This is a genomic window from Streptomyces ambofaciens ATCC 23877 (assembly GCF_001267885.1).
GTDB lineage: Bacteria > Actinomycetota > Actinomycetes > Streptomycetales > Streptomycetaceae > Streptomyces > Streptomyces ambofaciens.
Genome location: NZ_CP012382.1, coordinates 6,696,150 through 6,721,995, shown reverse-complemented (window position 1 = coordinate 6,721,995; position 25,846 = coordinate 6,696,150). Strand labels below are relative to the sequence as shown.

The window sequence follows — 25,846 nt, the reverse complement described above, 5'->3', positions numbered from 1 at the left end:
TGCCGCAACCGCAAAAAGCGCGTCGCCGGGGCCCGGCCGGCCAGGGCCGGACCCCGACGGCGTCAGCTACGCCGGAGTCCGCTCAGGACAGCGGCGGGTAGGCGTTCTTCATCAGCTCCTGGAACTGCGCGGAGAACCAGTGGCCGGACACCGGGGCGTCGCCCAGGGCGCCCGAGGGGCTGTTGCCGTTGCGCGCGTTGCCCTCGTACGTGGGGTCGCACATCCGGTCGAAGCCCTTGCCCTCGTCGTTCGGGATCTCCTTGCTCGCGCCGTCGGACTCGCCCGGGGGCTTCATCCAGACGTACGCGTCGATCCCGGCGGCGGGAGAGGCCTTCGGGCGTTCACCGAGGCCGGCTCCGGCCTGGTTGCACCAGTTGCCGAGGTGGATGCGGCGGTCGTAGCGCCCGCCGTTGACGTAGGTGTCCACGTTGGTCGTCGCGCCCGGTCCGGTGGGCCGGGCGGTGCCGCCCCAGCCGTTGCGGGAGGTGTCGATCAGCATGCCGAGGTTCTGGTCGAAGCCGAGCGAGACCAGCTTGTCGCGCATGGCCTGGGCGTAGGACAGCTCGTCGGTGTACTGGTTCCAGTCGACCCACTTGGACTGGCGCACGGAGGTCCCGTTCACCGAGTCCGTGATCTTGAAGTTCTCCTCCTTCAGGGCGCTGTAGTTGGCGGTGTTGACGATGAAGCCGTGCACATCGGAGACGGTCGCGCCCTCGGTGGTGGCGGCGGTCTTGAACATGTCGGCGGAGGGGCCGAAGTTGCTGTCCCAGCCGAGCCAGCCGTGGTGTCCGGCGTCGACGTAGTTGTAGACGTTGTCGATGTCGCCGAGCTTGTTCAGGGCGTAGCCGACGCCCTTCTGGTAGTTGCCGTTGGCCTTCATCACGTCGCAGTTCGGCGTGGCGGTCGGCCGCCCGGAGACGTTGGTGACCAGGTTGGGCAGCGAGTCGATCTCCACGGTGGTGACGATCCTGAGGCCCGCGTACTTCGGGTCGGCGAGGATCGCGGCGATCGGGTCGATGTACTGCGTCTTGTACTTGTCGATCTCCGTCGGGCCCAGCTCGCCGTTGGAGGCGAGGGCCGCGCAGTCACGGCCGGGCAGGTTGTAGATGACGAGCTGCACGGCGAGTTCGCCGGAGCCCTTCTGCGTCAGCGCCTCGTCGAGGTGGTCGCGCAGCCCCATGCCGCCGTTCACGCCGTTGATCGCGGCGATCCGGTCGAGCCACACGCCGGTGGGCTGGTTCGCGATACGGGAGCCGCCCGGCTCGGCGGCGGCCTTCTCGGACCACTCGGGGTTCACGTAGACCTTGGCACCGGCGTAGGGGTTGTTCACCCGGTCGGAGGGGCCACCGGGGTCCGGCGGATCGGTCGGGTCCGGGTCGGTCGAACCGCCGTCGTCGACGTTGCAGGTCACACCGTTGAGCTTGAAGGTGGCCGGGACGGCGTTGCTGCCGCTGTAGGTGCCCTGGAAACCGAAGCTCGCCGAACCCCCCGTGGACAGGGTGCCGTTGTAGGACTCGTTGGCCACGGTGACGGCGGCACCGCTCTGACTGACCTTCGCGTTCCAGCTGTTGGTGACCTTCTGGCTGCCGGCGTACGTCCATCCGAGCGACCAGCTGGAGGTGGCCGCACCGTTGTTGGTGACGGTCACGGCGGCGGTGAAGCCGCTGCCCCAGTCGTTCTGCACCTTGTAGTCGACGGTACAGGGGACGGCTGCCGCGCCGGCGCTCGCGGAGTGGGCGGCGAGAGCGGTGCCGGAGGCCCCTGCGACCAGCGTCAGGGCGGCGAGCATCGCGGTTCTGCTACGGGTCATGAGTACGCATTCCTTCTTTCGTGGGGGTGCGGGTGCTGTCGTCCGGGACCGCGCGCCGTCTCGGGCGCGGCCCGTCGCCGGACGGCATGGGGGTGCCGCCGGTCGGGGGAGCTCAGGAACGACCCGCGGGCACGGTGCAAGCGCCCGGGGGCGGTACGGGCCGGCGGGCCGGCCGGTGACGCGTCGGACGGGCCGCACCGGCGGCTAAAAGTCCTGAACGCGGAAGATGGAGCGGGGGGTGGCGCATGAGCGACTCCTCGCAGTTCAGGCGCGCCGTGACCAACGCGTCGACTGATGGAACCGCTCCCACTGGTTCAGCGAAGGTAGCGCCAAGTGACGGCAAAGAACAGAGGAGTTACCAACTTTCTCCCGCCGCCGACTGTCGAATCTTTTCGACTGTTCACACATCTTGACCGCTTCGGGCGCCCTCTTCACTATGGGAGCGCTCCCACTGGTTCAAGGCTTGTCGCTCCTCCCCCACCCTCCCCGAGCCGCAAGGAGGAACCAGCACCATGCATCCCGGACACAGACCCGGACGCCGCACCGCGCGGCGCCTGTGGACGGCCGCGCTGGCGGCCCTCGCCTTACCCCTCACCCTGCTGGGCACCGGTTCGTCCCCCGCCCAGGCGGCGGCACTCCGGTGCAGCGTCGACTACAAGACCAACGACTGGGGCTCCGGCTTCACCGCGGAGCTGACGCTCACCAACCGGGGCTCCGACGCCATCGACGGCTGGACCCTGACGTACGACTACGCGGGCAACCAGAAGCTGACCAACGGCTGGAACGGCACCTGGTCCCAGTCGGGCCGGACCGTCACCGTGAAGAACGCCTCGTACAACGCCCGGGTCGCGGCCGGCTCCGCCGTCACCGCCGGCGGCCAGTTCACCTACAGCGGCACCAACGCCGCGCCGACGAGCTTCGCGGTCAACGGCACCGCCTGCGCCGGCGCGCACCAGCCGCCGATCACCGTACTCACCAGCCCGGAGGCCGGCGCGGTCTACTCGCAGGGCGAGGCGGTCCCGCTGGCGGCCACGGCGGCCGCCGCCGACGGCGCCACGATCAGCAAGGTCGAGTTCTACGACGACACGCGGCTGCTGGGCACCGACACCAGCTCGCCGTACACGTACTCCGCCTCTGGCTTGACCGTGGGCAGTCATTCCCTGGTGGCGAAGGCGTACGACAGCACGGGTGCCTCCGGGGACTCGACGCCGGTCGGCATCACGGTCGCCTCGGGACCGACCGTGGTGGCCACTCCGGCCCAACTGGGCGTGCAGCAGGGCGAGTCGGGGACCTACGAGGTCAAGCTGTCGAAGCAGCCGGCCGCGAACGTCACCGTGACGACGGCCCGCGCGAGCGGCAACACCGGCCTGACCGTCACCGGCGGCGCGAGTCTCACCTTCACCCCGGCGAACTGGAACACCGCCCAGAAGGTGACCGTCGCGGCCGACGCCTCCGGCAGCGGTTCGGCGGTCTTCGAGTCGACGGCACCGGGGCACGGCAAGGCGGCGGTCACCGTGACGCAGCTGGCCGCGGCGAAGGACTACGACGCCCGGTTCCTGGAGCTCTACGGGAAGATCACCGACCCGGCGAACGGCTACTTCTCGCCGGAGGGCATCCCGTACCACTCGGTCGAGACGCTGATCGTCGAGGCCCCCGACCACGGCCACGAGACCACGTCCGAGGCGTACAGCTACCTGCTGTGGCTCCAGGCCATGTACGGCAAGGTGACCGGTGACTGGGAGCGGTTCAACAACGCCTGGGAGATTATGGAGACGTACATGATCCCCACCCACGCCGACCAGCCGACCAACTCGGCCTACAACGCCTCGAAGCCGGCGACGTACGCCCCCGAGCTGGACACGCCCGAGGAGTACCCGGCCAAGCTGGACGGCGCGGTCTCCGTCGGCCCCGACCCGATCGCCGGCGAGCTGAAGTCGGCGTACGGCACGGACGACGTCTACGGCATGCACTGGCTCCAGGACGTCGACAACACCTACGGTTACGGCAACTCGCCCGGCAAGTGCGAGGCGGGTCCGTCGGACACCGGCCCTTCGTACATCAACACCTTCCAGCGCGGCGCGCAGGAGTCGGTGTGGGAGACGGTGCCGCAGCCGACCTGCGACGCCTTCAAGTACGGCGGCAAGAACGGCTACCTGGACCTGTTCACCGGTGACGCGTCCTACGCCAAGCAGTGGAAGTTCACCAACGCCCCGGACGCCGACGCGCGGGCCGTGCAGGCCGCGTACTGGGCGGACAAGTGGGCCGAGGAGCAGGGCAAGGGCGACGAGATCGCCGGCACCCTCGACAAGGCCGCCAAGATGGGCGACTACCTGCGCTACGCCATGTTCGACAAGTACTTCAAGAAGGTCGGCAACTGCGTGGGGCCGGCCGGCTGCCCGGCGGGCACCGGCAAGGACTCCTCGCACTACCTGCTGTCCTGGTACTACGCCTGGGGCGGCGCGGTGGACACCTCGGCGGGCTGGGCCTGGCGCATCGGTTCCAGCCACACCCACGGCGGCTACCAGAACCCGCTGGCCGCGTACGCGCTGAGCACCTACGACGACCTGAAGCCGAAGTCGGCCACGGGCGCGTCCGACTGGGCCAAGTCACTCGACCGCCAGGTGGAGTTCTACCGCTGGCTCCAGTCCGACGAGGGTGCCATCGCGGGCGGCGCGACCAACAGCTGGGCGGGCCGGTACGCGACCCCGCCGGCCGGCACGCCGACGTTCTACGGCATGTACTACGACGAGAAGCCGGTGTACCACGACCCGCCGTCCAACCAGTGGTTCGGCTTCCAGGCGTGGTCCATGGAGCGGGTCGCCGAGTACTACCAGCAGAGCGGCGACGCACGGGCCAAGGAGGTCCTGGACAAGTGGGTCGACTGGGCGCTGTCGGAGACGACGGTCAACCCGGACGGCACGTTCCTGATGCCCTCGACGCTGAAGTGGTCGGGCAAGCCGGACACCTGGAACGCCACCTCGCCGGGTGCCAACGGCGACCTGCACGTCACCGTCGCGGACTACACCAACGACGTGGGCGTGGCGGCGGCGTACGCCAAGACCCTGACGTACTACGCCGACCGCTCGGGCGACACGGAGGCGGCCGCGACCGCCAAGGCGCTGCTCGACGGCATGTGGGAGAACAACCAGGACGCGCTCGGCATCGCCGTCCCGGAGACCCGCGCCGACTACAACCGCTTCGACGACCCGGTGCACGTCCCCAGCGGCTGGACCGGGACCATGCCGAACGGCGACAGGATCGACGCGTCGTCGACCTTCTCCTCGATCCGCTCCTTCTACCAGGACGACCCGTCCTGGTCGAAGATCGAGAGCTATCTCGCGGGCGGTGCCGCGCCCACCTTCACGTACCACCGGTTCTGGGCCCAGGCGGACATAGCCCTCGCCATGGGTTCGTACGCGGAGCTGCTCGAATAGCCCCCGCGAGGCGCTCCGCGGGTGGGGCGGTGTTTCGGCTGCGGGCCGTGCGTGGCCGGTCGCGCAGTTCCCCGCGCCCCTGACGGGGGCGTCACGGGCAACGTCCCACCCACGGTGGCGTCTGACGGCTCCGTGTGCTCGGTTCCGCCACCGGACGGCGGGACCACCTGCCGGGCGGCCCTCGTCCACGCCGAGGCCGCCCGGCCCTCGCATGTGTTCTGCTCCTGACGGAAGGACGGTTCCCCACCGTGCGAAGAACCCGGATCCTCACCCTCCTGCTGGCCCTGGGAGCCGGCCTCCTCACCGGCGGTCCGCCCGCCGCGCTGGCCGCCGACGCACCGAAGGCGGCCGTCGCCGCCGACACCTACACCTGGAAGAACGCCCGCATCGACGGCGGCGGCTTCGTCCCCGGCATCGTCTTCAACCGCACCGAGAAGGACCTCGCCTACGCCCGCACCGACATCGGCGGCGCCTACCGCTGGCAGGAGGCGACCCGGACGTGGACGCCGCTGCTCGACCACGTCGGCTGGGACGACTGGGGTCACACCGGCGTGGTCAGTGTCGCCTCCGACTCCGTCGACCCGGACCGGGTGTACGCGGCGGTCGGCACGTACACCAACGACTGGGACCCGGGCAACGGCGCGGTGCTGCGGTCCGCTGACCGCGGCGCTAGCTGGGAGAAGACCGACCTGCCCTTCAAGCTGGGCGGCAACATGCCGGGCCGCGGCATGGGCGAACGGCTGGCCGTCGACCCGCACGACAACGACGTGCTGTACCTGGGCGCGCCCAGCGGCAACGGCCTGTGGCGGTCGACGGACGCGGGGGTGACCTGGTCCGAGGTGACGGCCTTCCCGAACCCCGGCAACTACGCGCAGGACCCCTCCGACGCGAGCGGCTACGCCTCCGACAACCAGGGCATCGTCTGGGTGACCTTCGACGAGTCGACGGGCTCCGCCGGCGCACCCACGAAGACGGTCTACGTCGGGGTCGCCGACAAGGAGAACGCGGTCTACCGCTCGACGGACGCGGGCGCCACCTGGCAGCGCGTCGCCGGGCAGCCCACCGGGCACCTGGCCCACAAGGGCGTGCTGGACGCGGAGAACGGCTACCTCTACCTCGCGTACAGCGACACGGGCGGCCCGTACGACGGCGGCAAGGGCCGGCTGTTCCGCTACGCGACGGCGACCGGCACCTGGACGGACATCAGTCCGGTCGCGGAGGCGGACACCTTCTACGGCTTCAGCGGCCTGACCGTCGACCGGCAGAACCCCGGGACGGTGATGGCGACGGCGTACAGCTCCTGGTGGCCGGACACGCAGATCTTCCGCTCCACGGACAGCGGCGCGTCCTGGACACAGGCCTGGAACTACACGTCGTACCCGGAGCGTGAGAACCGGTACACGATGGACGTCTCCTCCTCCCCGTGGCTGACCTGGGGCGCGAACCCGACGCCGCCCGAGCAGACGCCGAAGCTGGGCTGGATGACGGAGGCACTGGAGATCGACCCGTTCGACCCGGACCGGATGATGTACGGGACGGGAGCGACGATCTACGGCACGGAGAACCTCACGAACTGGGACTCGGGCGGCAAGTTCGCCATCGAACCGATGGTGCGCGGCCTGGAGGAGACGGCGGTCAACGACCTGGCCTCTCCGCCCTCCGGGGCCCCGCTGCTCAGCGCGCTGGGTGACGTCGGCGGCTTCCGGCACACGAGCCTGACCGAGGTCCCCTCGATGATGTTCACCTCCCCGAACTTCACCTCCTCCACGAGCCTGGACTTCGCGGAGGCGAAGCCGGACACGGTCGTCCGGGCGGGCAACCTGGACTCCGGCCCGCACATCGCGTTCTCGACGGACAACGGCGCCACCTGGTTCGGCGGGACCGACCCGGCGGGGGTGAGCGGCGGCGGCACGGTCGCGGCGGGCGCGGACGGCAGCCGCTTCGTGTGGAGCCCCGAGGGCACCGGGGTGCACCACACGACGGGCTTCGGCACGTCCTGGCAGGCGTCGAGCGGCATCCCGGCCGGCGCGGTGGTCGAGTCCGACCGGGTGGACCCGAAGACCTTCTACGGCTTCAAGTCCGGCACGTTCTACGTCAGCAAGGACGGCGGAGCGACCTTCACCGCGTCGGCGGCGACCGGCCTGCCCGCCGGTGACAGCGTCCGCTTCAAGGCCCTGCCGGGCGGCGAGGGCGACGTGTGGCTGGCCGGGGGCGCGCCGGACGGGCCGTACGGCCTGTGGCACTCGACGGACGGCGGTGCGACCTTCACCGGGCTCCCGAACGTCGAGGCGGCCGACACGATCGGTTTCGGCAAGGCGGCGCCGGGCGCCTCCTACCAGACCCTCTACACCAGTGCGAAGATCGGCGGTGTCCGCGGCATCTTCCGCTCCACCGACCAGGGCGCCACCTGGACCCGCGTCAACGACGACGCCCACCAGTGGGGCTGGACCGGGGCCGCCATCACCGGTGACCCGCGGGTGTACGGGCGGGTGTACGTGGCGACCAACGGCCGGGGCGTCGTCTACGGCGACACGGCCGGCACCGGTCCCGGCCCCGACCCGACGCCGACGGCCGCCTGCGCGGTGACGTACACGATCACCAACCAGTGGTCCGGCGGCTTCCAGGCGGACGTCCGGCTCACCAACACCGGTACGGCCCCCTGGACGGGCTGGTCCCTCGGCTGGCCCTTCGCGAACGGCCAGCGGGTGACCCAGATGTGGAACGCCGAGCACTCCCGGTCGGGCACCACGGTGACGGCGAGGAACGTCGACTGGAACCGCAACGTGGCCCCCGGCGCCTCGGTGAACTTCGGCTTCACGGGGAGCTGGTCGGGGACGAACGCGGTGCCGTCCGTCTTCGAGGTGGCGGGCGGGAAGTGCTCGGTCGCCGGCTGACCCGGCCCGTGAAGATCGCCGTCTCCGACTCGAAGTCGGGGGCGGCCTCGATCCGGATCGGCTTCTCGCCCGTCGGCGGTTCGCAGCCCCTCGGCACGCTGACCGACCGGCCGGCGAGAAGCCTGGTCCGGGGCCGCACGGCTGAGGCCGCCCCCGGTGGTGATTCCGCCGGGTCACCGGGGGCGGCGAGGGTCCCGAGGATGAGCCCTCACCCCGTCCTTCTCCCTGCGCCCGGCCTGCGGATGCACCCGGACGGCAGCGGGCCCCGCCCGCGTGACCGGACGGGGCCGCTCCAGCTCAGCGCCGGCAGGGGCTGATGGATGAGTGCAGCCTACGAGGTGCCACTGACATCGCTGCGCCGCGGCGACCGCTCACCGAGGCCGCGCAGCGGCCCGGCTCGGAGGATCGGCGGGCGTCCCCTGCCCGGCTCGGCGGGTCAGGGCGTGAACACGGTGGGCCTGGGTGCCGTGGCCATCCCGCCGCCGATGAAGAAGCTCGGGTGCGGGGGCTGATTGTAGGCGGTGTTCTGCCAGGCCAGGGCCGTGCGGTACTGGGGGTCGTGGAGCAGGGTCGTGATCCTGCGGTCCGTGTCGTGCGGGGTGGAGTAGATGCGCAGGGCCGTGTTGTCGGCGGTCCGCCAGACGACCTCCTCGCGCCAGTCGCCGAGGAGGTCGCCGGCGAGGACCGGGGTGGCCTTCGTGCCGTTGTTGGACGCGACGCCGGAGCCGGTGAGCAGGCGGGTGTCGCCGGAGGTGCCGTACTTGTCGACCCGGGTGCCGTCGAGGAGTTCGCGGACGGGGTCGCCATCCCACCAGGACAGGAAGTTGGCGCTGGAGGGCTTGCGGCTGTTCACCACCGTGCCCTTCGGGTTGCGGATGCCGCTCTCGGCCGACGACCAGGACTCGGCGCCCGCGCTGCCGGACCAGATGTCGGCGGCGACGCCGCGGCCGTTGTCGCCGCTCGCACCGGTGGCCCAGAGGATCTGACCGGTGCGCGCGTCCGCCATCCAGGAGGAGGGCTTCGAGCTGTCCTCGTCGACCTTGAACTCCTCCAGGCCCGCACGCGACGGATCGAGGTCGCCGACGTGCATGGCGTCGCCGTGGCCGTTCCTCGTGGTCCACAGGGCGTTGCCGTTGTCGTCGACGGCCATGGCGCCGTACACGATCTCGTCCCTGCCGTCACCGTCGACGTCGGCGACGGACAACTGGTGGTTGCCCTGGCCGTCGTAGCCCTTGCCGGCGTTGGTGGAGGAGTTGGTGTCGAAGGTCCAGCGGCGGGTGAAGGCCCCGCCCCGCCAGTCCCAGGCGGCGATCACCGAGCGCGTGTAGTAGCCGCGCGCCATGATCAGGGAGGGGCGGGAGCCGTCCAGGTAGGCCGTGCCCGCCAGGAAGCGGTCGACGCGGTTGCCGTAGGAGTCGCCCCATGAGGAGACGGTGCCCCGGGCGGGGACGTAGTCGACGGTGCCCATGGCCCTGCCGGTGCGGCCGTCGAACATGGTCAGGTACTCGGGGCCGGAGAGGATGTAGCCGGAGGAGTTGCGGTGGTCGGCCGAGGCACTGCCGACCACCGCGCCGGTGCCGTCCTTCGTGCCGTCGGCCGTCTTCATGGCGACCTCGGCCCTGCCGTCGCCGTCGTAGTCGTAGACCTGGAACTGCGTGTAGTGGGCGCCGGACCGGATGTTGCGGCCCAGGTCGACGCGCCACAGCCGGGTGCCGTCGAGCTTGACGCCGTCGACGATCGTGTTGCCGGTGTACCCGGACTGGGAGTTGTCCTTGGCGTTGGTCGGCTGCCACTTGAGGACGAGGTCGAGCGCGCCGTCACCGTCGAGGTCGCCGACGGAGGCGTCGTTGGCCTCGTAGGTGTAGGAGACGCCGTCGGGGGTCGTGCCGCCGGCGGGAGGACTGAGGGGCACGTCCTTGTAGCCGGCCCTGAACTGGATCGCGTGCACCGAGTCGCCCTGCTCCGTGCCGTTCACCACGGCACGGACGGTGTAGTCGGCGTGGGAGGGCGCGCCGGCGTGGAAGAAGGTGGTGGTGCCGGTGACCGGCGCGGAGTTGACCTTCGTACCGGCCCGGTAGACGTTGAACGAGACGTTGTCCGGGTCGGTGCCGAGCCAGCGCCAGCCGACCAGGTTCCCGTCACCGGTGTGGACGCTGACCACGCCCCGGTCGAGGGCCTCGACCTGCCGCGCCGTGGCGGCCTCGGCGGTGTCGGTGGTGAGCGTCGTCAGGCCGGCGCCGAGCAGTCCTGCGGCGACGAGGCCGGCGGCCAGGGCGCGGGGGCGTCTGCGGATCGTGTGGGGGTGCCTCACGGGACCAACCTCCTGGAGGACGGATGAGTTCCGCCTCTCAGTCGCCGCCCGGCACGCCGGGGTTGCCGCCCCGGGCCCGTGGCTTCGCGAACGCCCGCAGGGTGAAGACGGGGTCGGGCCGGGGCCGGTCCTGGTCGGGGAGGTCCGCGAGCCCGGCGGCGAAGTGCTCCGCGCGCGGGTCGCCCGGTGGCAGCGTGACGAACCAGCCGCGTCGCAGGTCGGCGATGGTACGGCGGGGGCTGCGCCCCTGACCGTGGCCGGTGAAGCGGGTGGACCCCGCGGGTACCAGGCCGTGCGCGCGGGCGTAGCTCTCGACCTGCCCGGCGGTGTCGTGGGCGGTGCTCGGCGGGCGGGAGGCGAGCACGGCGTCGATGTCGCTGCCCACGTTGTGCGAGGCGCCCTTGTCTACCGTCGTCACGTAGACCCCGCCGGGCCGCAGGACGCGGGCGCATTCCCCGACGACGGCCCGCACGTCGTCGGCGCCACCGGCCAGGTGCAGCAGCCAGACGCTGGTGACGGCGTCGAACTCCCTGTCACGGAAGGGCAGTCGGCGGCTGTCGGCCAGGACGACGGCACCGGGCAGCCGGGCGGCGGCGTAACGGGCCATGGTGGGGGCGAGGTCGGCGCCGGTCACCCGCAGGCCGTCCCGTCCGGCGGCCAGGCGCCGGGTGACGATGCCGGTGCCGCAGGCGACGTCGAGCAGGCTGCGCGCCCGCGGCGGTACGAGGCTCAGTACGGCCTCGGCGGCGGCCGCGGCCCGGGGCTCGCCACCGCGGGAGGCGTCGTACCGTTCCGCTTCCTTGTCGTAGTCGAGCACGTCCGTCAGTGTGCCCCATGGCCGGCGGCCAGGTCCTCCACCCTGCGGGCGAGCTGGACGTTCTTCTCGGTGACGGCTCCGCCCGCGCTGTGGGTGTGCACGGCCAGGGAGACCGTGTCGTAGCCGAGGGTCAGGTCGGAGTGGTGGTCGAGCTCCTCCTGCACCTGGGCGACGTGGACGACCATCGCGGTCGCCGCGAAATGAGAGCCGAGCCGGTAGGAGCGGGTGAGGCGTCCCTCGTCGAGGGACCAGCCCGGCAGCTCGGTCAGCCGCTCCTCGATCTCCTGCTGCGACAGCGGTACGGCGGGCATGGGCTGTGCTCCTCACGCGTGGGTGGCGGCTACGGTTCCAGCCTGCCACGGCGCGGCTTCCCGCACCCCGGTCGACGGCGTCGGCGGGGCCCCGGCGCGCTTCCGTGTCGACTACCGTTCGGCGTATGACCGCACTCACGTCCACCGCCGCACCCACCGCCCAGGGCGTGGGCCCGCTGCTGCGGGCCTGGCGGGAGCGGCGGCGGGTCAGCCAGCTCGAGCTGGCGCTGCGCGCCGGCTCCTCCGCCCGGCACATCAGCTTCGTCGAGACGGGCCGTTCGCGGCCGAGCGAGGAGATGGTGCTGCGCCTCGCGGAGCACCTGGAGGTCCCGGTGCGCGAGCGCAACGCGCTGCTGCTGGCCGCCGGTTACGCCCCGCACTACCCGGAGACGCCCCTGGACGACCCGGCGCTGGACGCCCTGCGCGAGGGCATGGAGCGGCTGATCCGGGGGTACGAGCCGTATCCGGCGCTGGTCGTCGACGCGACGTACCAGGTGCTGGCCGCCAACCGGGGCATCGCGATGCTGATGGACGGCCTCCCGGGGCACCTGCTGGAACCGCCGCTCAACGCCATGCGGCTGACCCTGCACCCCGAGGGACTGGCGCCGCGCATCCGTAACCTGCGCGAGTGGCGCGGGCACCTGCTGGAGCAGATGCGCCGTCAGATCGCCCTGCACCGTTCACAACCGCTGCGGGCGCTGTACGAGGAGGTCGCGGCGTACCCGGTGCCGGACACCGCCCAGGGCGGGGAGCCGGCCGAACCGGTGCCGTACTTCGCGCTGCCGATGCAGATCGAGCACGAGGGGCGCACCCTGTCGTTCATCTCGTCCATCTCCACCTTCAACACCCCGATGGACGTGACGGTCGCCGAGCTGGCCATCGAGACGCTGCTCCCGGCCGACCCGGCGACGGTCAAGTACCTTCACACACTGCTGTCCTGACGCTGCTTCAGGGCGACGTGCTGGAGCAGCCCGAAGCCGGCGACGACGAGGGCCTGGAGCACCGTCCACACCGCCCCGGCCGTGGTGGGCGCGAGCCAGAGGGCGAGGGCGGCGAGACTGAGCACCGTCCAGGCGAGGTTGGCCTCCACGACGGCCCGCACCCAGGCGGCCGGCGGCGCGGGGCGCGCGGCCAGCAGGGCGACGCACCCGGCGTACACGGCCAGGAACGCGCCGATCGTGAGCAGCAGCCCGGAGCCGACGCCGAGGAAGCGGCCCAGGGGCCCGGAGAGCGTGAGGTAGGCGACGGCGTTGCCGCCGGTCACCGCCGCGTCCAGCGCCAGGAAGCGGCGCAGCGCCAGCTGCGGCTCGGCGGTCCGGGCGAGTGCGGCGATCTGGTTCGTGGACATGGCGAGTCACCCTCCGTCGGGTCGGACAAGGCTGTGGGAGCCGGGTTCCGGGCCGGAGTGCGCCGGCCCGGAACCCGGTGAACCCAACGATCCCGTCCGGACCGCGCCCGGTCGATTACCCGCCGGGTCATGACGTCGGTTCACGGCTTCCCCTTGTGAGGGCCACGGGGGTACATGACAGACTGCGGTGTGACTTGGGCGCGTTGGGGAGGCGTGGCGTGAGTGAGCGGCGGGCCGCACCCACAGTGGGCCAGGTGGTCCTGGGCAGGCGGTTGCAGGAACTGCGGGAGAGGGCGGGTCTCAGGCGAGAGGAGGCCGCCCAGGTGCTCCGGGTGGCACCGGCGACCGTGCGGCGCATGGAGACGGCCGAGGTCGCGCTGAAAATACCGTACGTCCAGATACTGCTGACGGCGTACGGAGTGCCCGCGGCCGAGGTGTCGGCCTTCGTCGCCCTGGCCGAGGAGGCGAACCAGCCCGGCTGGTGGCAGCGGTACCACGACGTGCTGCCGGACTGGTTCAGCATGTACGTGAGCCTGGAGGGCGCCGCGCGGATCGTCCGGTCCTACGAGCCCCACTTCGTGCCCGGGCTGCTGCAGACCGAGGACTACGCACGCGCGGTCCTGGAGGCGGGCACCATCGGGAACTCGGGAGGGGACGCGGTCGAGCGGCACGTGTCCCTGCGCATGGAGCGCCAGCGGCTGCTGGAGCGCGCGGACCCGCCCCACCTGTGGGTGGTGATGGACGAGACGGTGCTGCGGCGCCCGGTGAGCACCGACGGGCGGGTGATGCGCGAGCAGTTGGACAAGCTGCTGGAGTTCTCCGTCCGGGACCGGGTGACACTCCAGGTCGCCGAGTTCGAGGACGGCCCGCATCCCGGGACGTACGCGCCGTTCACGCTGTTCCGGTTCGGCGAGCCGGAGCTGCCCGACATGGTGTTCACCGAGTACCTGACGGGCGCCCTGTATCTGGATTCCCGTACGGAGGTCTCCGCGCACCTGGAGGTCCTGGACCACATGACGGCGCGTGCCGCCTCGACCCAGCGCACCGAGAAGATCCTGCGCGAGTACCGCGAGTACCACTGACCCCGCGCCCCCGACTCCCTTCCCCACCCCGGCCCCGAGGAGACGACACCGCATGACCGGACCCGACGCCGCCCCCCTCGACACCAGCCGCCCCCATCCGGCCCGGGTCTACGACTGGTGGCTGGGCGGCAAGGACAACTACCCGGTGGACGAGGAGCTGGCCCGCAGGATCCTCGCCGCGGACGACACGGCGGTCCGCGGGGCCCGCGCCAACCGCCGGTTCATGCACCGGGCCGTCCGTACGCTCGCCGAGGCCGGCATCCGCCAGTTCCTGGACATCGGCACCGGTATCCCCACGGAGCCGAACCTGCACCAGGTGGCGCAGGCCGTGGCCCCCGAGGCGCGCGTGGTCTACGCCGACAACGACCCGATCGTCCTGCGGCACGCCGAGGCGCTGCTGCACGGGTCGGCGGAGGGCTCCACCGACTACGTCCACGCGGATGTCCGGGACCCGGACACGATCCTGCGGCTGGCCGGCGAGTCGCTGGACCTCTCACGGCCCGTCGCGCTGTCGCTGGTGGCCCTGACGCACTACCTCGACGACGCGGCCGACGGCGACGACGTCCACGGCCTGCTGCGGCGGTACGTCGACGCCCTCGCACCCGGCAGCCACCTGGTCCTGTCCCAGGTCACGCCGGATCTGAACCCCGAGGCGGTGGGCCGTGCCGCCGCTCTCTTCACGCGGAGCGGCACGCCGTTCCACCCGCGCTCGCTGGGCGAGTTCTCGCGCTTCTTCGACGGGCTGGAGCTGCTGGGCCCCGGCGTCATCCCGGTCACCGGATGGCGGCCCGACTCCCAGGACGTGGCGGTCCAGGCGGAGGGTGTCGTGCCGGTGTACGCGGGAGTCGCGCGCAAGGTCTGACCGCTCCCCCCATCGGCCCCCTGACCCGTACGGGCCCCGCGAACAGGTGCGCTCCCGCACCCGCCCCTAGGTTCGGAAAGGCAGGACCCGGGCGATCGAGGGAGCAGCGCACGTGACCGACACGCGGACACCGCCGACCGAGCCGGGCGCGGCCCTGCTGCGCGCGGGGCGGTTCTTCCGGCCCGGTACCTCCGCCCCCGACCTGCACAGCATCGGGCTGGTCGGCGGCCGGGAGTCGGACGCGTTCTACCGGGACCGCTGGAGCCACGACAAGGTGGTGACCTCCACGCACGGCGTGAACTGCACCGGTTCGTGCCGCTGGAACGTGTTCGTCAAGGACGGCATCATCACCTGGGAGACCCAGGCGACGGACTATCCCTCGGTCGGCCCGGACCGCCCGGAGTACGAGCCGCGCGGCTGTCCCCGGGGCGCGGCGTTCTCCTGGTACACGTACTCGCCGACCCGGGTGCGCTACCCGTACGTGCGCGGGGTGCTGCTGGAGATGTACCGGGAGGCGAAGGCACGCCTGTCGGACCCGGTGCTGGCCTGGGCCGACATCCAGGGCGACCCGGAGCGGCGACGGCGCTACCAGCGGGCGCGCGGCAAGGGGGGCCTGGTGCGGGCGCACTGGGACGAGGCCGTCGAGATGGTCGCCGCGGCCCACGTCCACACCATCCGCAGCCAGGGGCCGGACCGCATCGCGGGCTTCTCCCCCATCCCGGCGATGTCGATGGTGTCGCACGCGGCGGGCGCCCGCTTCCACTCCCTCATCGGCGCCCCGATGCTGTCGTTCTACGACTGGTACGCCGACCTTCCCGTCGCGTCCCCGCAGGTCTTCGGCGACCAGACGGACGTCCCGGAGTCCGGCGACTGGTGGGACGCGGCGTACCTGATCATGTGGGGCTCCAACGTCCCCGTCACCCGCACCCCGGACGCCCACTGGATGGCGGAGGCCCGCTACCGGGGCCAGAAGGTCGTGGTCGTGTCGCCCGACTACGCCGACAACACCAAGTTCGCCGACCAGTGGCTGCACCCGCACCCGGGCACGGACGCCGCGCTGGCCCTCGGCATGGGGCACGTGGTCCTCAAGGAGTTCTTCGTCGACCGCACGACGCCCTTCTTCGACGACTACGTCCGCCGCTTCACCGACCTGCCGTTCCTGGTGACGCTGACCGAGCGGGACGGGGCGTACGTCCCGGCGAAGTTCCTGCGCGCGGCCGACCTGGGGCAGGAGGGCGAGGACGCCCGCTGGAAGACGGTGGTGCTGGACGAGGCGTCGGGCCGCGCGGTGGTCCCGAACGGCTCGCTGGGCTTCCGCTGGAACGAGGCGGACCAGGGGAAGTGGAACCTCGACCTGGGCGAGGTGCGCCCGCGGCTGAGTCTGCACGGCCACGAGATGGCCTCGGGCGTCGAGGTGCTGCTCCCCCGCTTCGACACCGAGGGCGGCCCGCACGCGCAGGGCCGCGGGGACGTGCTGAGGCGGGGTGTGCCGGCGACACGGCTGGGCGGGGCGACCGGACCGCTGGTGACGACCGTCTTCGACCTGCTGCTGGCCCAGTACGGCGTGGCGCGCCCCGGGGTGCCGGGCGACTGGGCGGCGTCGTACGAGGACGCGGACGCCCCCGGCACCCCGGCCTGGCAGGAGACGCACACCTCGGTCCCGGCGGCGGCCTGTGTGCGCATCGCCCGGGAGTTCGCGCGGACCGCCGAGCGCTCCCGGGGGCGCTGCATGATCCTGATGGGCGCGGGCACCAACCACTGGTTCCACTCCGAGACGATCTACCGGGCCTTCCTGGCCCTGCTCCAGCTCACCGGCTGCCAGGGCCGCAACGGCGGCGGCTGGGCGCACTACGTGGGCCAGGAGAAGTGCCGTCCGGTGACCGGCTGGGCGACGCTGGCCGCCGCGTCGGACTGGTCGCGCCCGCCGCGCCAGATGATCGGCACCGGGTACTGGTACCTCAACACCGACCAGTGGCGCTACGACCGCTTCGGCGCCGACGTCCTGGCCTCGCCGCTGGGCGAGGGACGGTTCGAGGGGATGACGGGCGCGGACTGCCTCGCGCTGTCGGCGCGCACCGGGTGGATGCCCTCGTACCCGACCTTCGACCGCAATCCGCTGGAGCTGGGCGAGGCCTTCGGCGATCCGGTGGCGGGCGCGGTGGCCGAACTGCGCGCGGGCACCCTGAAGTTCGCCTGCGAGGATCCGGACGCGCCGGGGAACTGGCCCCGCATCCTGACCCTGTGGCGGGCCAACCTGCTCGGTTCGTCGGCCAAGGGCGCCGAGTACTTCACCAAGCACCTGCTGGGCACCCACTCCTCGCTGCGCGCCGAGGAGGCCGCGCCCCACGAGCGCCCGCGGGACGTGGTGTGGCACGACGAGGCGCCCGAGGGGAAGCTCGACCTGCTGCTGTCGCTGGACTTCCGGCACACCTCGTCGACCCTGCTGTCCGACGTGGTGCTGCCCGCCGCGACCTGGTACGAGAAGCACGACCTGTCCAGCACGGACATGCACCCCTACGTGCACGCCTTCTCCCCGGCGGTGGACCCGCCGTGGCAGACGCGGACCGACTTCGACACGTTCAAGGTGCTCGCGGAGAAGCTGAGCGAGCTGGCCGTCGGCCATCTCGGCGTGCGCAAGGACCTGGTGGCGGCGCCGCTCCAGCACGACACCCCGGGCGAGATCGCCCAGCCGGGCGGGGTGGTACGGGACTGGCGGCGCGGGGAGTGCGACCCCGAGCCGGGGAAGTCCATGCCGAACCTCGTCGTCGTCGAGCGGGACTACACGGCGATCGGCGCGAAGTTCGCGGCGCTGGGGCCGCTGGTGGAGGGCAAGGGCCTGCCGGCCAAGGGCATCACCCTGAGGCCGGACGAGGAGGTGGAGCGGCTGCGGCACATGAACGGGGCGGTGCGCGGCGGCCCGGCCGACGGGCGCCCGGCGCTGGACACGGCGGTGAAGGCCGCCGACACCGTCCTGGCCCTGTCCGGCACGACCAACGGCCGCCTTGCCGTGCAGGGCTTTCACACGCTGGAGGCGAGGACGGGGCAGGAGATGGCCCACCTCGCCGCCGAGCACGAGGGCAAGCGGATCACGTACGCGGACACGCAGGCGGCGCCCGTGCCGGTGATCACCTCTCCGGAGTGGTCGGGCAGTGAGGCCGGCGGGCGCCGGTACACGGCGTTCACGCTCAACACCGAGCACCTCAAGCCCTGGCACACCCTCACCGGCCGGCAGCACTTCTTCCTCGACCACGACTGGATGCACGAGCTGGGCGAGGCACTGCCCGTGTACCGGCCGCCGCTGGACATGAACCGCCTGTTCGGCGAGCCGCGGCTCGGCCCCGACGGGCACCGCGAGGTGACGGTCCGCTACCTCACCCCGCACAACAAGTGGTCCATCCACTCCGAGTACCAGGACAACCTGTTCATGCTGGCGCTGTCCCGCGGCGGCCAGACCGTCTGGATGTCGGCGCAGGACGCGGACGCGATCGGGGTCGCCGACGACGACTGGATCGAGGCGGTCAACCGCAACGGCGTGGTCGTGGCCCGGGCGATCGTCTCGCACCGCATGCCACCCGGCACGGTGTACATGCACCACGCCCAGGAACGCACGGTCAACGTTCCGCTCGCCGAGACGACCGGCATGCGCGGCGGCATCCACAACTCGCTCACCCGGCTGATCCTCAAGCCGACCCATCTCATCGGCGGCTACGCCCAGTTGTCCTGGGCGTTCAACTACCTCGGCCCGACGGGCAACCAGCGCGACGAGGTCACCGTGATCCGCCGCCGCAGCCAGGAGGTCGAGTACTGATGCGCCCGATGGCCCAGGTCGCCATGGTCATGAACCTCGACAAGTGCATCGGCTGCCACACCTGCTCGGTCACCTGCAAGCAGGCGTGGACCAACCGGCGGGGCATGGAGTACGTCTGGTTCAACAACGTCGAGACCCGCCCCGGACAGGGCTACCCCCGCCGCTACGAGGACCAGGAGAAGTGGCGGGGCGGCTGGGAGCTGAACCGGCGGGGCGCGCTGAGGCTCAAGGCGGGCGGCCGGCTGAAGAAGCTCGCCGGGATCTTCTCCAACCCGAAGCTGCCGGAGATCAAGGACTACTACGAGCCCTGGACGTACGACTACAAGAACCTCACCGACGCCCCGCTCGGCTCCGACTACCCCGTCGCCCGGCCCGTCTCCCAGCTCGACGGCAAGCCGATGAAGATCGGCTGGTCCTCGAACTGGGACGACGACCTGGGCGGCGCCCCCGCCTACGGCGACCTGGACCCGATGGTGGAGCGCACGCGGCGGCAGGCCTCGGAGAAGGTGCGCTTCGCCTACGAAGAGACCTTCATGTTCTACCTGCCGCGCATCTGCGAGCACTGCCTCAACCCGTCGTGCGTGGCCTCCTGCCCGTCCGGGGCGATGTACAAGCGCTCGGAGGACGGCATCGTCCTGGTCGACCAGGACCGCTGCCGGGGCTGGCGGATGTGCGTGACCGGATGCCCGTACAAGAAGGTGTACTTCAACCACCGCACCGGCAAGGCCGAGAAGTGCACCTTCTGCTACCCGCGCATCGAGGCGGGCCAGCCCACGGTCTGCTCGGAGACCTGCGTGGGACGGCTCAGATACCTGGGGGTCGTGCTCTACGACGCCGACAAGGTGACCGAGGCCGCCGAGACCCCGGACGAACAGGGGCTGTACGAGGCCCAGCTGGGCGTCTTCCTCGACCCTCAGGACCCGGCGGTGCGGCGGGCCGCGGAGGAGGCGGGCATCCCCTTCGACTGGATCGAGGCGGCCCGGCGCTCCCCCGTGCACGCCCTGGTGAGCAGGTACCGGGTGGCGCTGCCGCTGCATCCGGAGTACCGCACCATGCCGATGGTCTGGTACATCCCCCCGCTGTCGCCGGTGGTGGACGCCCTCACGGAGACCGGGCACGACGGCGAGGACGCGGGCAACCTCTTCGGCGCGATCGACACGCTGCGCATCCCGCTGGAGTACCTGGCCGAGGTCTTCACGGCGGGCGACACCGGGCCGGTGCGGGCGTCGCTGGAGAAACTGGCGGCGATGCGCGCCCACATGCGGGCGATCAACCTCGGCGAGGCCCCCGACCCGGCCGTCGCCACGGGCGTCGGCATGAGCGCCCAGGAGATCGAGGACATGTACCGGCTGCTGGCCATCGCCAAGTACGAGGAGCGGTACGTGATCCCGACGGCCGCCGTGGGAGACGCGCACCGGCTGGAGGCGTCGGCCCTGCCGGACACGTGCAGCCTGGACACCGAAGGCGGGCCCGGCATGGGCGGCGACGGCCCCTTCGGCCAGGACTCGGGACGCCGGCGGCTGCCGCTGGTGCCGGTGGAGAACTTCCACGTCCTGCGCCGGCGGCAGACCGCGGACGACGAGAGGGAGGTCTGATCCGATGCCCGGGTTCGAGGTGCTGTACCAGGCCGCGGCGCTCTGTCTGACGTATCCCGACGACGACTTCCGCGCCCGGCTGCCGCTGCTGCGCGAGGCCGCGCCCCCGCTGCGCGGCTTCACCGACCACGCGGCCGTGACGTCGCAGGGCGACCTCCAGGCGCACTACGTGGAGGTCTTCGACTTCAAGAACCGGCACAGCCTGTACCTGAGCTGGTGGACCGACGGCGACACCCGCAACCGCGGGATGTCCCTGGTGCGCTTCAAGGAGCTGTACCGCGCCCACGGCCTGGAGTTCACCGGCGAGGAACTCCCCGACTTCCTCCCGGCGGTCCTGGAGTTCGCCTCCCGCACCGGCGACATCGGCATGCTCACGGAGCACCGCGAGGCCCTGGACCGACTCCGTTCCCGGCTGACCGCGTTCGGGACGCCCTACGCGTGCGTCCTGGACGCGGTGTGCGCCACCCTGCCGCCCGCCTCGACCGGAGCACGCCGATGAACGTCTTCCTCTGGGGAGTCCTGCCCTACGCCGCCTTCGCCCTGCTGATCGCCGGCCTCCTCTGGCGGCACCGCTACGACCGGTTCGGCTGGACGACCCGCTCCTCCCAGGTCTACGAGTCGAAGCTCCTCAACATCGCCTCGCCGGTGTTCCACTACGGCATCCTGTTCGTGCTGGTCGGCCATCTCATCGGCCTGTTCGTCCCGGCCTCCTGGACGGAGTGGGCCGGCGTCAGCGAGCACGCCTACCACCTGTTCTCGCTGTACGGCGGCACCCTGGCCGGCGTGCTGACGGTGGCCGGGATCGGGATGCTGGTCTACCGGCGCCGCACCAAGGCGCCCGTCTTCCGCGCCACCACGGCCAACGACAAGTTCATGTACGTCTTCCTGGTCGGCGCCATCGTCCTGGGCATGATCGCCAAACTTTCGGACACCTCGGGCGACGGCTACGACTACCGCAGCACCATCGCTCCCTGGGCCCGCAGCCTGTTCGTGCTGAACCCGAAGGTGGAGCTGATGGAGGGCGTGCCGGTGCTGTACCACGTGCACGCGGTGATCGGGATGGTGCTGATCGCCCTGGTGCCCTACACCCGGCTCGTGCACATGTTCAGCGCGCCCCTGCAGTACCTGACCCGGCCGTACGTGGTCTACCGGTCGCGCGACCCCAGGCAGCTGGGGCCGCGCCCGGACCGGCGGGGCTGGGAGCGCGCGGGCTCCTGACCGGCTAGGCCAGCTTCGCCGTGAGGGTGATGGTGGTGCCGGTCAGGGCCTGGCTGACCGGGCAGTTCTTCTTGGCGTCCTCGGCGGCGGCGACGAACGCGTCGTTGTCGAGGCCGGGGACGGTGCCCTCCACGGTGAGGTGGATGCCCTTGATGCCCTCACCGGGCTGGAAGGTGACGTCGGCGGAGGTGGTGAGCTTGGTGGGAGGGGTGCCGGCGCCGGCCAGGCCGTGCGACAGCGCCATGGAGAAGCAGCTGGAGTGGGCGGCGGCGATGAGCTCTTCCGGGCTGGTCTTCCCGTTGGCCTGCTCGGCACGCGAGGGCCACGACACCGGCTGCTCGCCGATGCCGGACGAGTCGAAGGTGACGACACCGTTGCCCTCGAGCAGGTTGCCTTCCCAGACGGTGTGTGCGGAGCGCGTGGTTGCCACGGCGGAGTCCTCTCGAATTCTCTTGCTGTACTGGGGCGGTGGTAGCCCGTGCCCGGGTTCCCGCCCCCATCCGATCACACTCCGGCCCGGCGCACGCGGAACACCGGCCCGCCGGACCGTGAACGGCGGCCGTCCCCACCGCGGGAACCCTGCGGTGGGGACCCGACGGGTGTGCCCGTGCCCTGCCGTGCGGCCGGGTCACGGTGCGGTCCGTGCCTCCGCACGCCGCCGGCGGGCCGCCATCACCGCGTGGACCAGCACGCCGGCGAAGAGGAAGAGCACGCCCTGGTAGACCGCCGCGTAGCCGGCGCCCGCGACCAGCCACAGCGAGAAGGCAGCCGCGACGGACGCGATCACGCCGTCCCGTACGAGGCGGGCCCGGTCGACCTTCTCGCCCTGTCCGGAGACCAGGTGGAAGAGCTGGGCGGCGGTGGCCAGGAGGTAGGGCACGGTCGCCGTGAAGGTGGTGACGAGGACGAGGATCTCGAAGACCTTCGCCGAGCCCGACGTGTAGTTGTACACGGTGAGCAGGGAGGCGAGGACGACGGTGACGCCGACGCCGACCGTCGGCACCCCGCGCCGCCTGCGGGCGAACGCGGCGGGGAAGAGCCCGTCCTGCGCGGCGGCGTAGGGGGTCTGGGCGCTGAGCAGCGTCCAGCCGTTGAGGCAGCCGGTCATCGACACCAGGGCGGCGAGCGCCACGGCCCAGCCGCCCCAGGCGCCGCCGAACATGGCGTTCACGGCGTCCGAGAAGGGCGCGGTGGAGGTCACCAGGCGGTCGTGGGAGACCGTGCCGAAGACCGCGAGGGTGCCCAGCAGGTAGACGAGGGCGGCGCCCGCGGTGCCGATGACGGTGGCCCGGCCGACCGTGCGGCGGGGGTCCTTGACCTCGCCCGCGCTGACGGCGGCGGACTCCACCCCGAGGTAGGAGAAGAGCAGGATCGCGGCGGCGGCGGTGACCGCTCCGACGCCGCTGCCGCCGCTCGCGTTGAACGGGCCGAGGTTGTCCGGGTCGAAGAAGAACAGTCCGCCGACCGCGACCAGCAGCAGCGGCACGAACTTGAGCACGGTGGCCACCAGTTGGACGGCCCCCACGTACCGGGTGCCGGCGAAGTTGGCGAGCGCCGGCAGCCACTGGACGACGAGCGCGGCCAGGCAGGCGGTCCAGCGGTGGTCGTTCACCGGGATCAGCACGTCGAGGTAGCCCACGGCGGCGACGGCGAGCGCCGCGTTGGACACCCAGGTGGTGATCCAGTACGCCCAGGCGGCGAGGAAGCCGGCGAAGTCGCCGAAGGCCTCGCGGGCGTAGACATAGGGGCCGCCGGTGCGCGGGTCGCGTGCGGCGAGGCGGCCGAAGACCAGGGCGAGCGCGATGGCGCCGACGGTCAGGACGCCGAAGGCGAGCAGGCTGATGGTGCCGAAGGGCGCGACGGAGGCCGGGAGCAGGAAGATGCCGCCGCCGATGATGTTGCCCATGACCAGGGCGGTGGCGACGGGGAGCCCGAAGCGGCGGGCGTGCCTGCCGTTGCCGGGAGCGGGATCGGGGGCCGCGGGGGTCTCCCGCGGGTCCGGAGCCGGTGGGGGGACGGTCCCGGTGACGTGCATGGGGTGGGGCGCCTTCCTTGGAACTGGTGCCCGGGATCGCCGGGACGGCGCCCATGGTCGGGCACCGTCCGCCATGGCTCCAAATCAGGCGCTTTTGTCCTGCGCGACCCCGCCCACCACGGGAAAAGGTGCACTGTCGACGGCCCTCGACCGTGAATCGTCCACGGGTACCTGCGGGCCGTTCGACTCCCGCAGCCAGCGGCGCAGGATCCGGTGGACCTGTTCGGCGCCGACGATCTCCTCGCCCTCGGCGACCGGCGCGGACAGCACGGCCGGCGACAGCAGGAAGGCGCGCGACTGGGCGCCGCCGAGTCCGCCGTGGGAGCCGATCTGCTCCTCGAAGGCGAGGACCTCGCCGTCGACCGGGTCGTGGAAGGAGTTGACCATGATGTCGGCGGTGTGCGGGAAGGAGTGCGTGCGGCGGACGGCGTCGGCCGCGCCGGGTCCGAAGACGGCGAGCGGGCCGGGGTCCTCGTCGAGCCGGTCCAGGGGGATCTCCGCGCCGCGCGCGCCGAGCACCACACCGCCGTGCCGCTCGCTGCGGACCAGCAGGAAGCCGACGCCGGGGTGGTTGGCGAGGGTCGGCAGCAGCGCGGGGTGGCGGGCGTCGATCTCCTCCCGGGTCATCCGGTGCGGCACGTCCGGGAAGGAGACCAGGCCCAGGTTGCCCGAGGCCAGCACGATCGGTTCCGAGCGGCGGCCGGTGGGGGTGTCGGCGGGGCGCTGCTGCTCCGCGCCCTCCTCGACGGGGCGGTGCAGGGCGGCCCGTACGGTGTTGCGCGCCTCGGCGCCGCTGCGGGTGCGCTGGGCCCGGCGCGGCACGGGCAATCCGCAGCCGGCCCGCACCAGGTCGCCGAGGGTGAGGCCGTAGCGGGTGCGGAAGGTCTCGCCGGGGCTCTGGCCGTGGTCGGACAGGACGACGATGCGGTACTTGCGGGGAGCGTGCTCGGTGACCGTCTCGATCAGGGCGAGGCACCGGTCCAGGCGCCGGAGCACCTTCGCGGCGTCCCGGCCGGCCGGTCCGGAGTGGTGCGCCACCTCGTCGTAGGCCACCAGGTCGGCGTAGACGGCGGTGCGTCCGGCGAGCATGTCGCCCATCACCGCGGCGACCACCACGTCGCGTTCGACGACGGTCGCGAAGGCGCGGACGAAGGGGTAGAGGCCGCCGCGCGAGACGCGGGGGCGGACCTTGTGCAGGCGGGCCCGGGTGGACTGGCCGATCTCCCGGCCCACCTCGGCGACGAAGGACATCGCGGTGCGCACGGCGTTGGCCGGGTCGGAGAAGTAGGCGAAGTAGCCGGAGCGGGAACGCGTCTCCGGGCTGCGGCGCCGGGTGGCGATGGACAGCACGAGTGCCTGTTCGTCGGCGCCGCCGCCGAACAGGTTGCCGCGGCTGGCGCCGTCGAAGGTGAGCAGCCCGCCGTCGCCGGTGCGCTCGATGGCCCGGCGCTGCAGTGCGGCGGCGCTGGTCGGGCGGTTGCAGACCACGACCTCGCCGCTGTCCTTCTCGTACCAGCGGAAGGCGGGGACGTCGTGGTTGCTGCCGTGCAGGATGCCCAGCTGGCTGGCGCCGGTCTGGCTGGACCAGTCGGTGTGCCACACGGCCAGCCGGTGGGTCGCGGACCGGCCGTCGCGGCCCAGCCAGCGGGCGACGGTGGGCATGGCGCCGCTGTCCACGGCGTCCAGCAGGACGTCGTGGCCGACGCCGTCCAGTTGCAGGAAGACGGTGCCGGGGCCGGCCGGGCAGGGCGGGCCGGATCTGCGGCGGCGGTCGGCGAGGCGGTACAGCCGGCGCCGGTAGGCGTCGTCGTCGCGCACGGCCAGGGCACCGCCGGTGGCGGAGGCGACCGCGGACATGACGGCGGCCACCACGACCGCCGTCTCGGGGGCGACGCCGCCGCGCCCGGCCGGGTTCACGTCGATCGCGAGGAGCAGCAGTCCGCCGTTGAGGAAGAAGACCAGCAGCCCGAGGACGAGCGCCGGCACGAGCAGCAGCATCCGGACCATCAGCGGCCACACCAGGGCGGACAGCAGGCCGAAGGCGCCGGCCCCCACCGCGGCGGTGACGGCGATGTCGGTGGCGCTGTCACCGTCGGGCGACTGGAGCCGGAAGTCGGGGAGGATGCCGGCGAGCGCGAGCATGGTGACGGTGGACACGGCCCACACCGCGACACTCCGTCCGATCTGACTGGCGACCCGGCGCCAACGCCCTGCACCCACGCTCCGCACACCTCACGTCCCGGCCCGTTCTCGGCGCGGGCCCGCCCCACCCTGTCACAACGGTCCGGAGCGCCTGTTTGTCCCCCCGGGTCCGGTTCACA

General features: G+C 72.0%; 17 protein-coding genes. 9 read left to right on the top strand and 8 right to left on the bottom strand.

The window, feature by feature from the left end:
- Positions 1-82: 82 nt before the first annotated feature.
- A complete protein-coding gene (locus SAM23877_RS29650) occupies positions 83-1,810 on the bottom strand; it encodes a glycoside hydrolase family 6 protein (RefSeq protein ID WP_053139685.1) in 1,728 nt (575 codons plus the stop codon).
- Between the two features lie 512 nt (positions 1,811-2,322).
- Between SAM23877_RS29650 and SAM23877_RS29645 the strand changes: the two genes are divergently transcribed.
- Together SAM23877_RS29645 and SAM23877_RS29640 are read left to right on the top strand one after the other, a co-directional pair.
- The gene (locus tag SAM23877_RS29645; protein WP_053139683.1) at positions 2,323-5,244 is read left to right on the top strand and encodes a glycoside hydrolase family 48 protein; all 2,922 of its coding nucleotides are present in this window, start codon (positions 2,323-2,325) and stop codon (positions 5,242-5,244) included.
- 248 nt (positions 5,245-5,492) lie between these two features.
- Entirely contained in the window at positions 5,493-8,138 is a 2,646-nt protein-coding gene (locus tag SAM23877_RS29640) for a cellulose binding domain-containing protein (RefSeq protein ID WP_053139680.1), read from the top strand.
- Positions 8,139-8,574: 436 nt separating this feature from the next.
- Here the strand turns inward: SAM23877_RS29640 and SAM23877_RS29630 are convergent, their stop codons facing one another.
- From SAM23877_RS29630 to SAM23877_RS29620, 3 genes are read right to left on the bottom strand one after another with little or no spacing between them, the layout of a single operon-like run.
- A complete protein-coding gene (locus tag SAM23877_RS29630) occupies positions 8,575-10,449 on the bottom strand; it encodes a rhamnogalacturonan lyase (RefSeq protein WP_053139676.1) in 1,875 nt (624 codons plus the stop codon).
- A gap of 37 nt (positions 10,450-10,486) precedes the next feature.
- Entirely contained in the window at positions 10,487-11,266 is a 780-nt protein-coding gene (locus tag SAM23877_RS29625; RefSeq protein ID WP_053139674.1) for a class I SAM-dependent methyltransferase, read from the bottom strand.
- Between the two features lie 5 nt (positions 11,267-11,271).
- Entirely contained in the window at positions 11,272-11,577 is a 306-nt protein-coding gene (locus SAM23877_RS29620; protein ID WP_053139672.1) for a 4a-hydroxytetrahydrobiopterin dehydratase, read from the bottom strand.
- A gap of 125 nt (positions 11,578-11,702) precedes the next feature.
- Between SAM23877_RS29620 and SAM23877_RS29615 the strand changes: the two genes are divergently transcribed.
- Complete coding sequence (locus SAM23877_RS29615; RefSeq protein ID WP_053139670.1) at positions 11,703-12,518, top strand: helix-turn-helix domain-containing protein; 816 nt, start codon at positions 11,703-11,705, stop codon at positions 12,516-12,518.
- On the opposite strand, the gene SAM23877_RS29610 is transcribed toward SAM23877_RS29615, so the two are convergent.
- Entirely contained in the window at positions 12,500-12,925 is a 426-nt protein-coding gene (locus SAM23877_RS29610; protein WP_053139667.1) for a hypothetical protein, read from the bottom strand. The genes SAM23877_RS29615 and SAM23877_RS29610 overlap by 19 nt on opposite strands.
- A gap of 218 nt (positions 12,926-13,143) precedes the next feature.
- Between SAM23877_RS29610 and SAM23877_RS29605 the strand changes: the two genes are divergently transcribed.
- The 6 genes from SAM23877_RS29605 (at position 13,144) to narI (ending at position 21,490) form a co-directional block, all read left to right on the top strand.
- Positions 13,144-14,007, top strand: coding sequence for a helix-turn-helix domain-containing protein (locus SAM23877_RS29605; RefSeq protein WP_053139665.1), 864 nt, complete (start codon positions 13,144-13,146; stop codon positions 14,005-14,007).
- A gap of 52 nt (positions 14,008-14,059) precedes the next feature.
- Positions 14,060-14,869, top strand: coding sequence for an SAM-dependent methyltransferase (locus SAM23877_RS29600; protein WP_053139660.1), 810 nt, complete (start codon positions 14,060-14,062; stop codon positions 14,867-14,869).
- A gap of 112 nt (positions 14,870-14,981) precedes the next feature.
- Positions 14,982-18,677, top strand: a complete 3,696-nt coding sequence (locus SAM23877_RS29595) for a nitrate reductase subunit alpha (RefSeq protein ID WP_053139658.1) — start codon at positions 14,982-14,984, stop codon at positions 18,675-18,677.
- Complete coding sequence (gene narH / locus SAM23877_RS29590) at positions 18,677-20,272, top strand: nitrate reductase subunit beta (RefSeq protein WP_053139656.1); 1,596 nt, start codon at positions 18,677-18,679, stop codon at positions 20,270-20,272. Before SAM23877_RS29595 ends, narH begins: the two co-directional genes overlap by 1 nt.
- A gap of 4 nt (positions 20,273-20,276) precedes the next feature.
- Complete coding sequence (narJ, locus tag SAM23877_RS29585; RefSeq protein WP_053139654.1) at positions 20,277-20,771, top strand: nitrate reductase molybdenum cofactor assembly chaperone; 495 nt, start codon at positions 20,277-20,279, stop codon at positions 20,769-20,771.
- Positions 20,768-21,490 (top strand): respiratory nitrate reductase subunit gamma, encoded by a 723-nt coding sequence (narI, locus tag SAM23877_RS29580; protein ID WP_053139652.1) that lies wholly within the window; start codon positions 20,768-20,770, stop codon positions 21,488-21,490. Before narJ ends, narI begins: the two co-directional genes overlap by 4 nt.
- A gap of 4 nt (positions 21,491-21,494) precedes the next feature.
- Here narI and SAM23877_RS29575 read toward each other — a convergent pair whose 3' ends face one another.
- The 3 genes from SAM23877_RS29575 to SAM23877_RS29565 all read right to left on the bottom strand — a co-directional run bounded on the left by SAM23877_RS29575 (position 21,495) and on the right by SAM23877_RS29565 (position 25,745).
- Complete coding sequence (locus SAM23877_RS29575; RefSeq protein ID WP_043377849.1) at positions 21,495-21,920, bottom strand: OsmC family protein; 426 nt, start codon at positions 21,918-21,920, stop codon at positions 21,495-21,497.
- 198 nt (positions 21,921-22,118) lie between these two features.
- Positions 22,119-23,525, bottom strand: coding sequence for an amino acid permease (locus SAM23877_RS29570; RefSeq protein WP_053139650.1), 1,407 nt, complete (start codon positions 23,523-23,525; stop codon positions 22,119-22,121).
- 84 nt (positions 23,526-23,609) lie between these two features.
- Positions 23,610-25,745 (bottom strand): phage holin family protein, encoded by a 2,136-nt coding sequence (locus SAM23877_RS29565; RefSeq protein WP_418080518.1) that lies wholly within the window; start codon positions 25,743-25,745, stop codon positions 23,610-23,612.
- Positions 25,746-25,846: the final 101 nt, after the last annotated feature.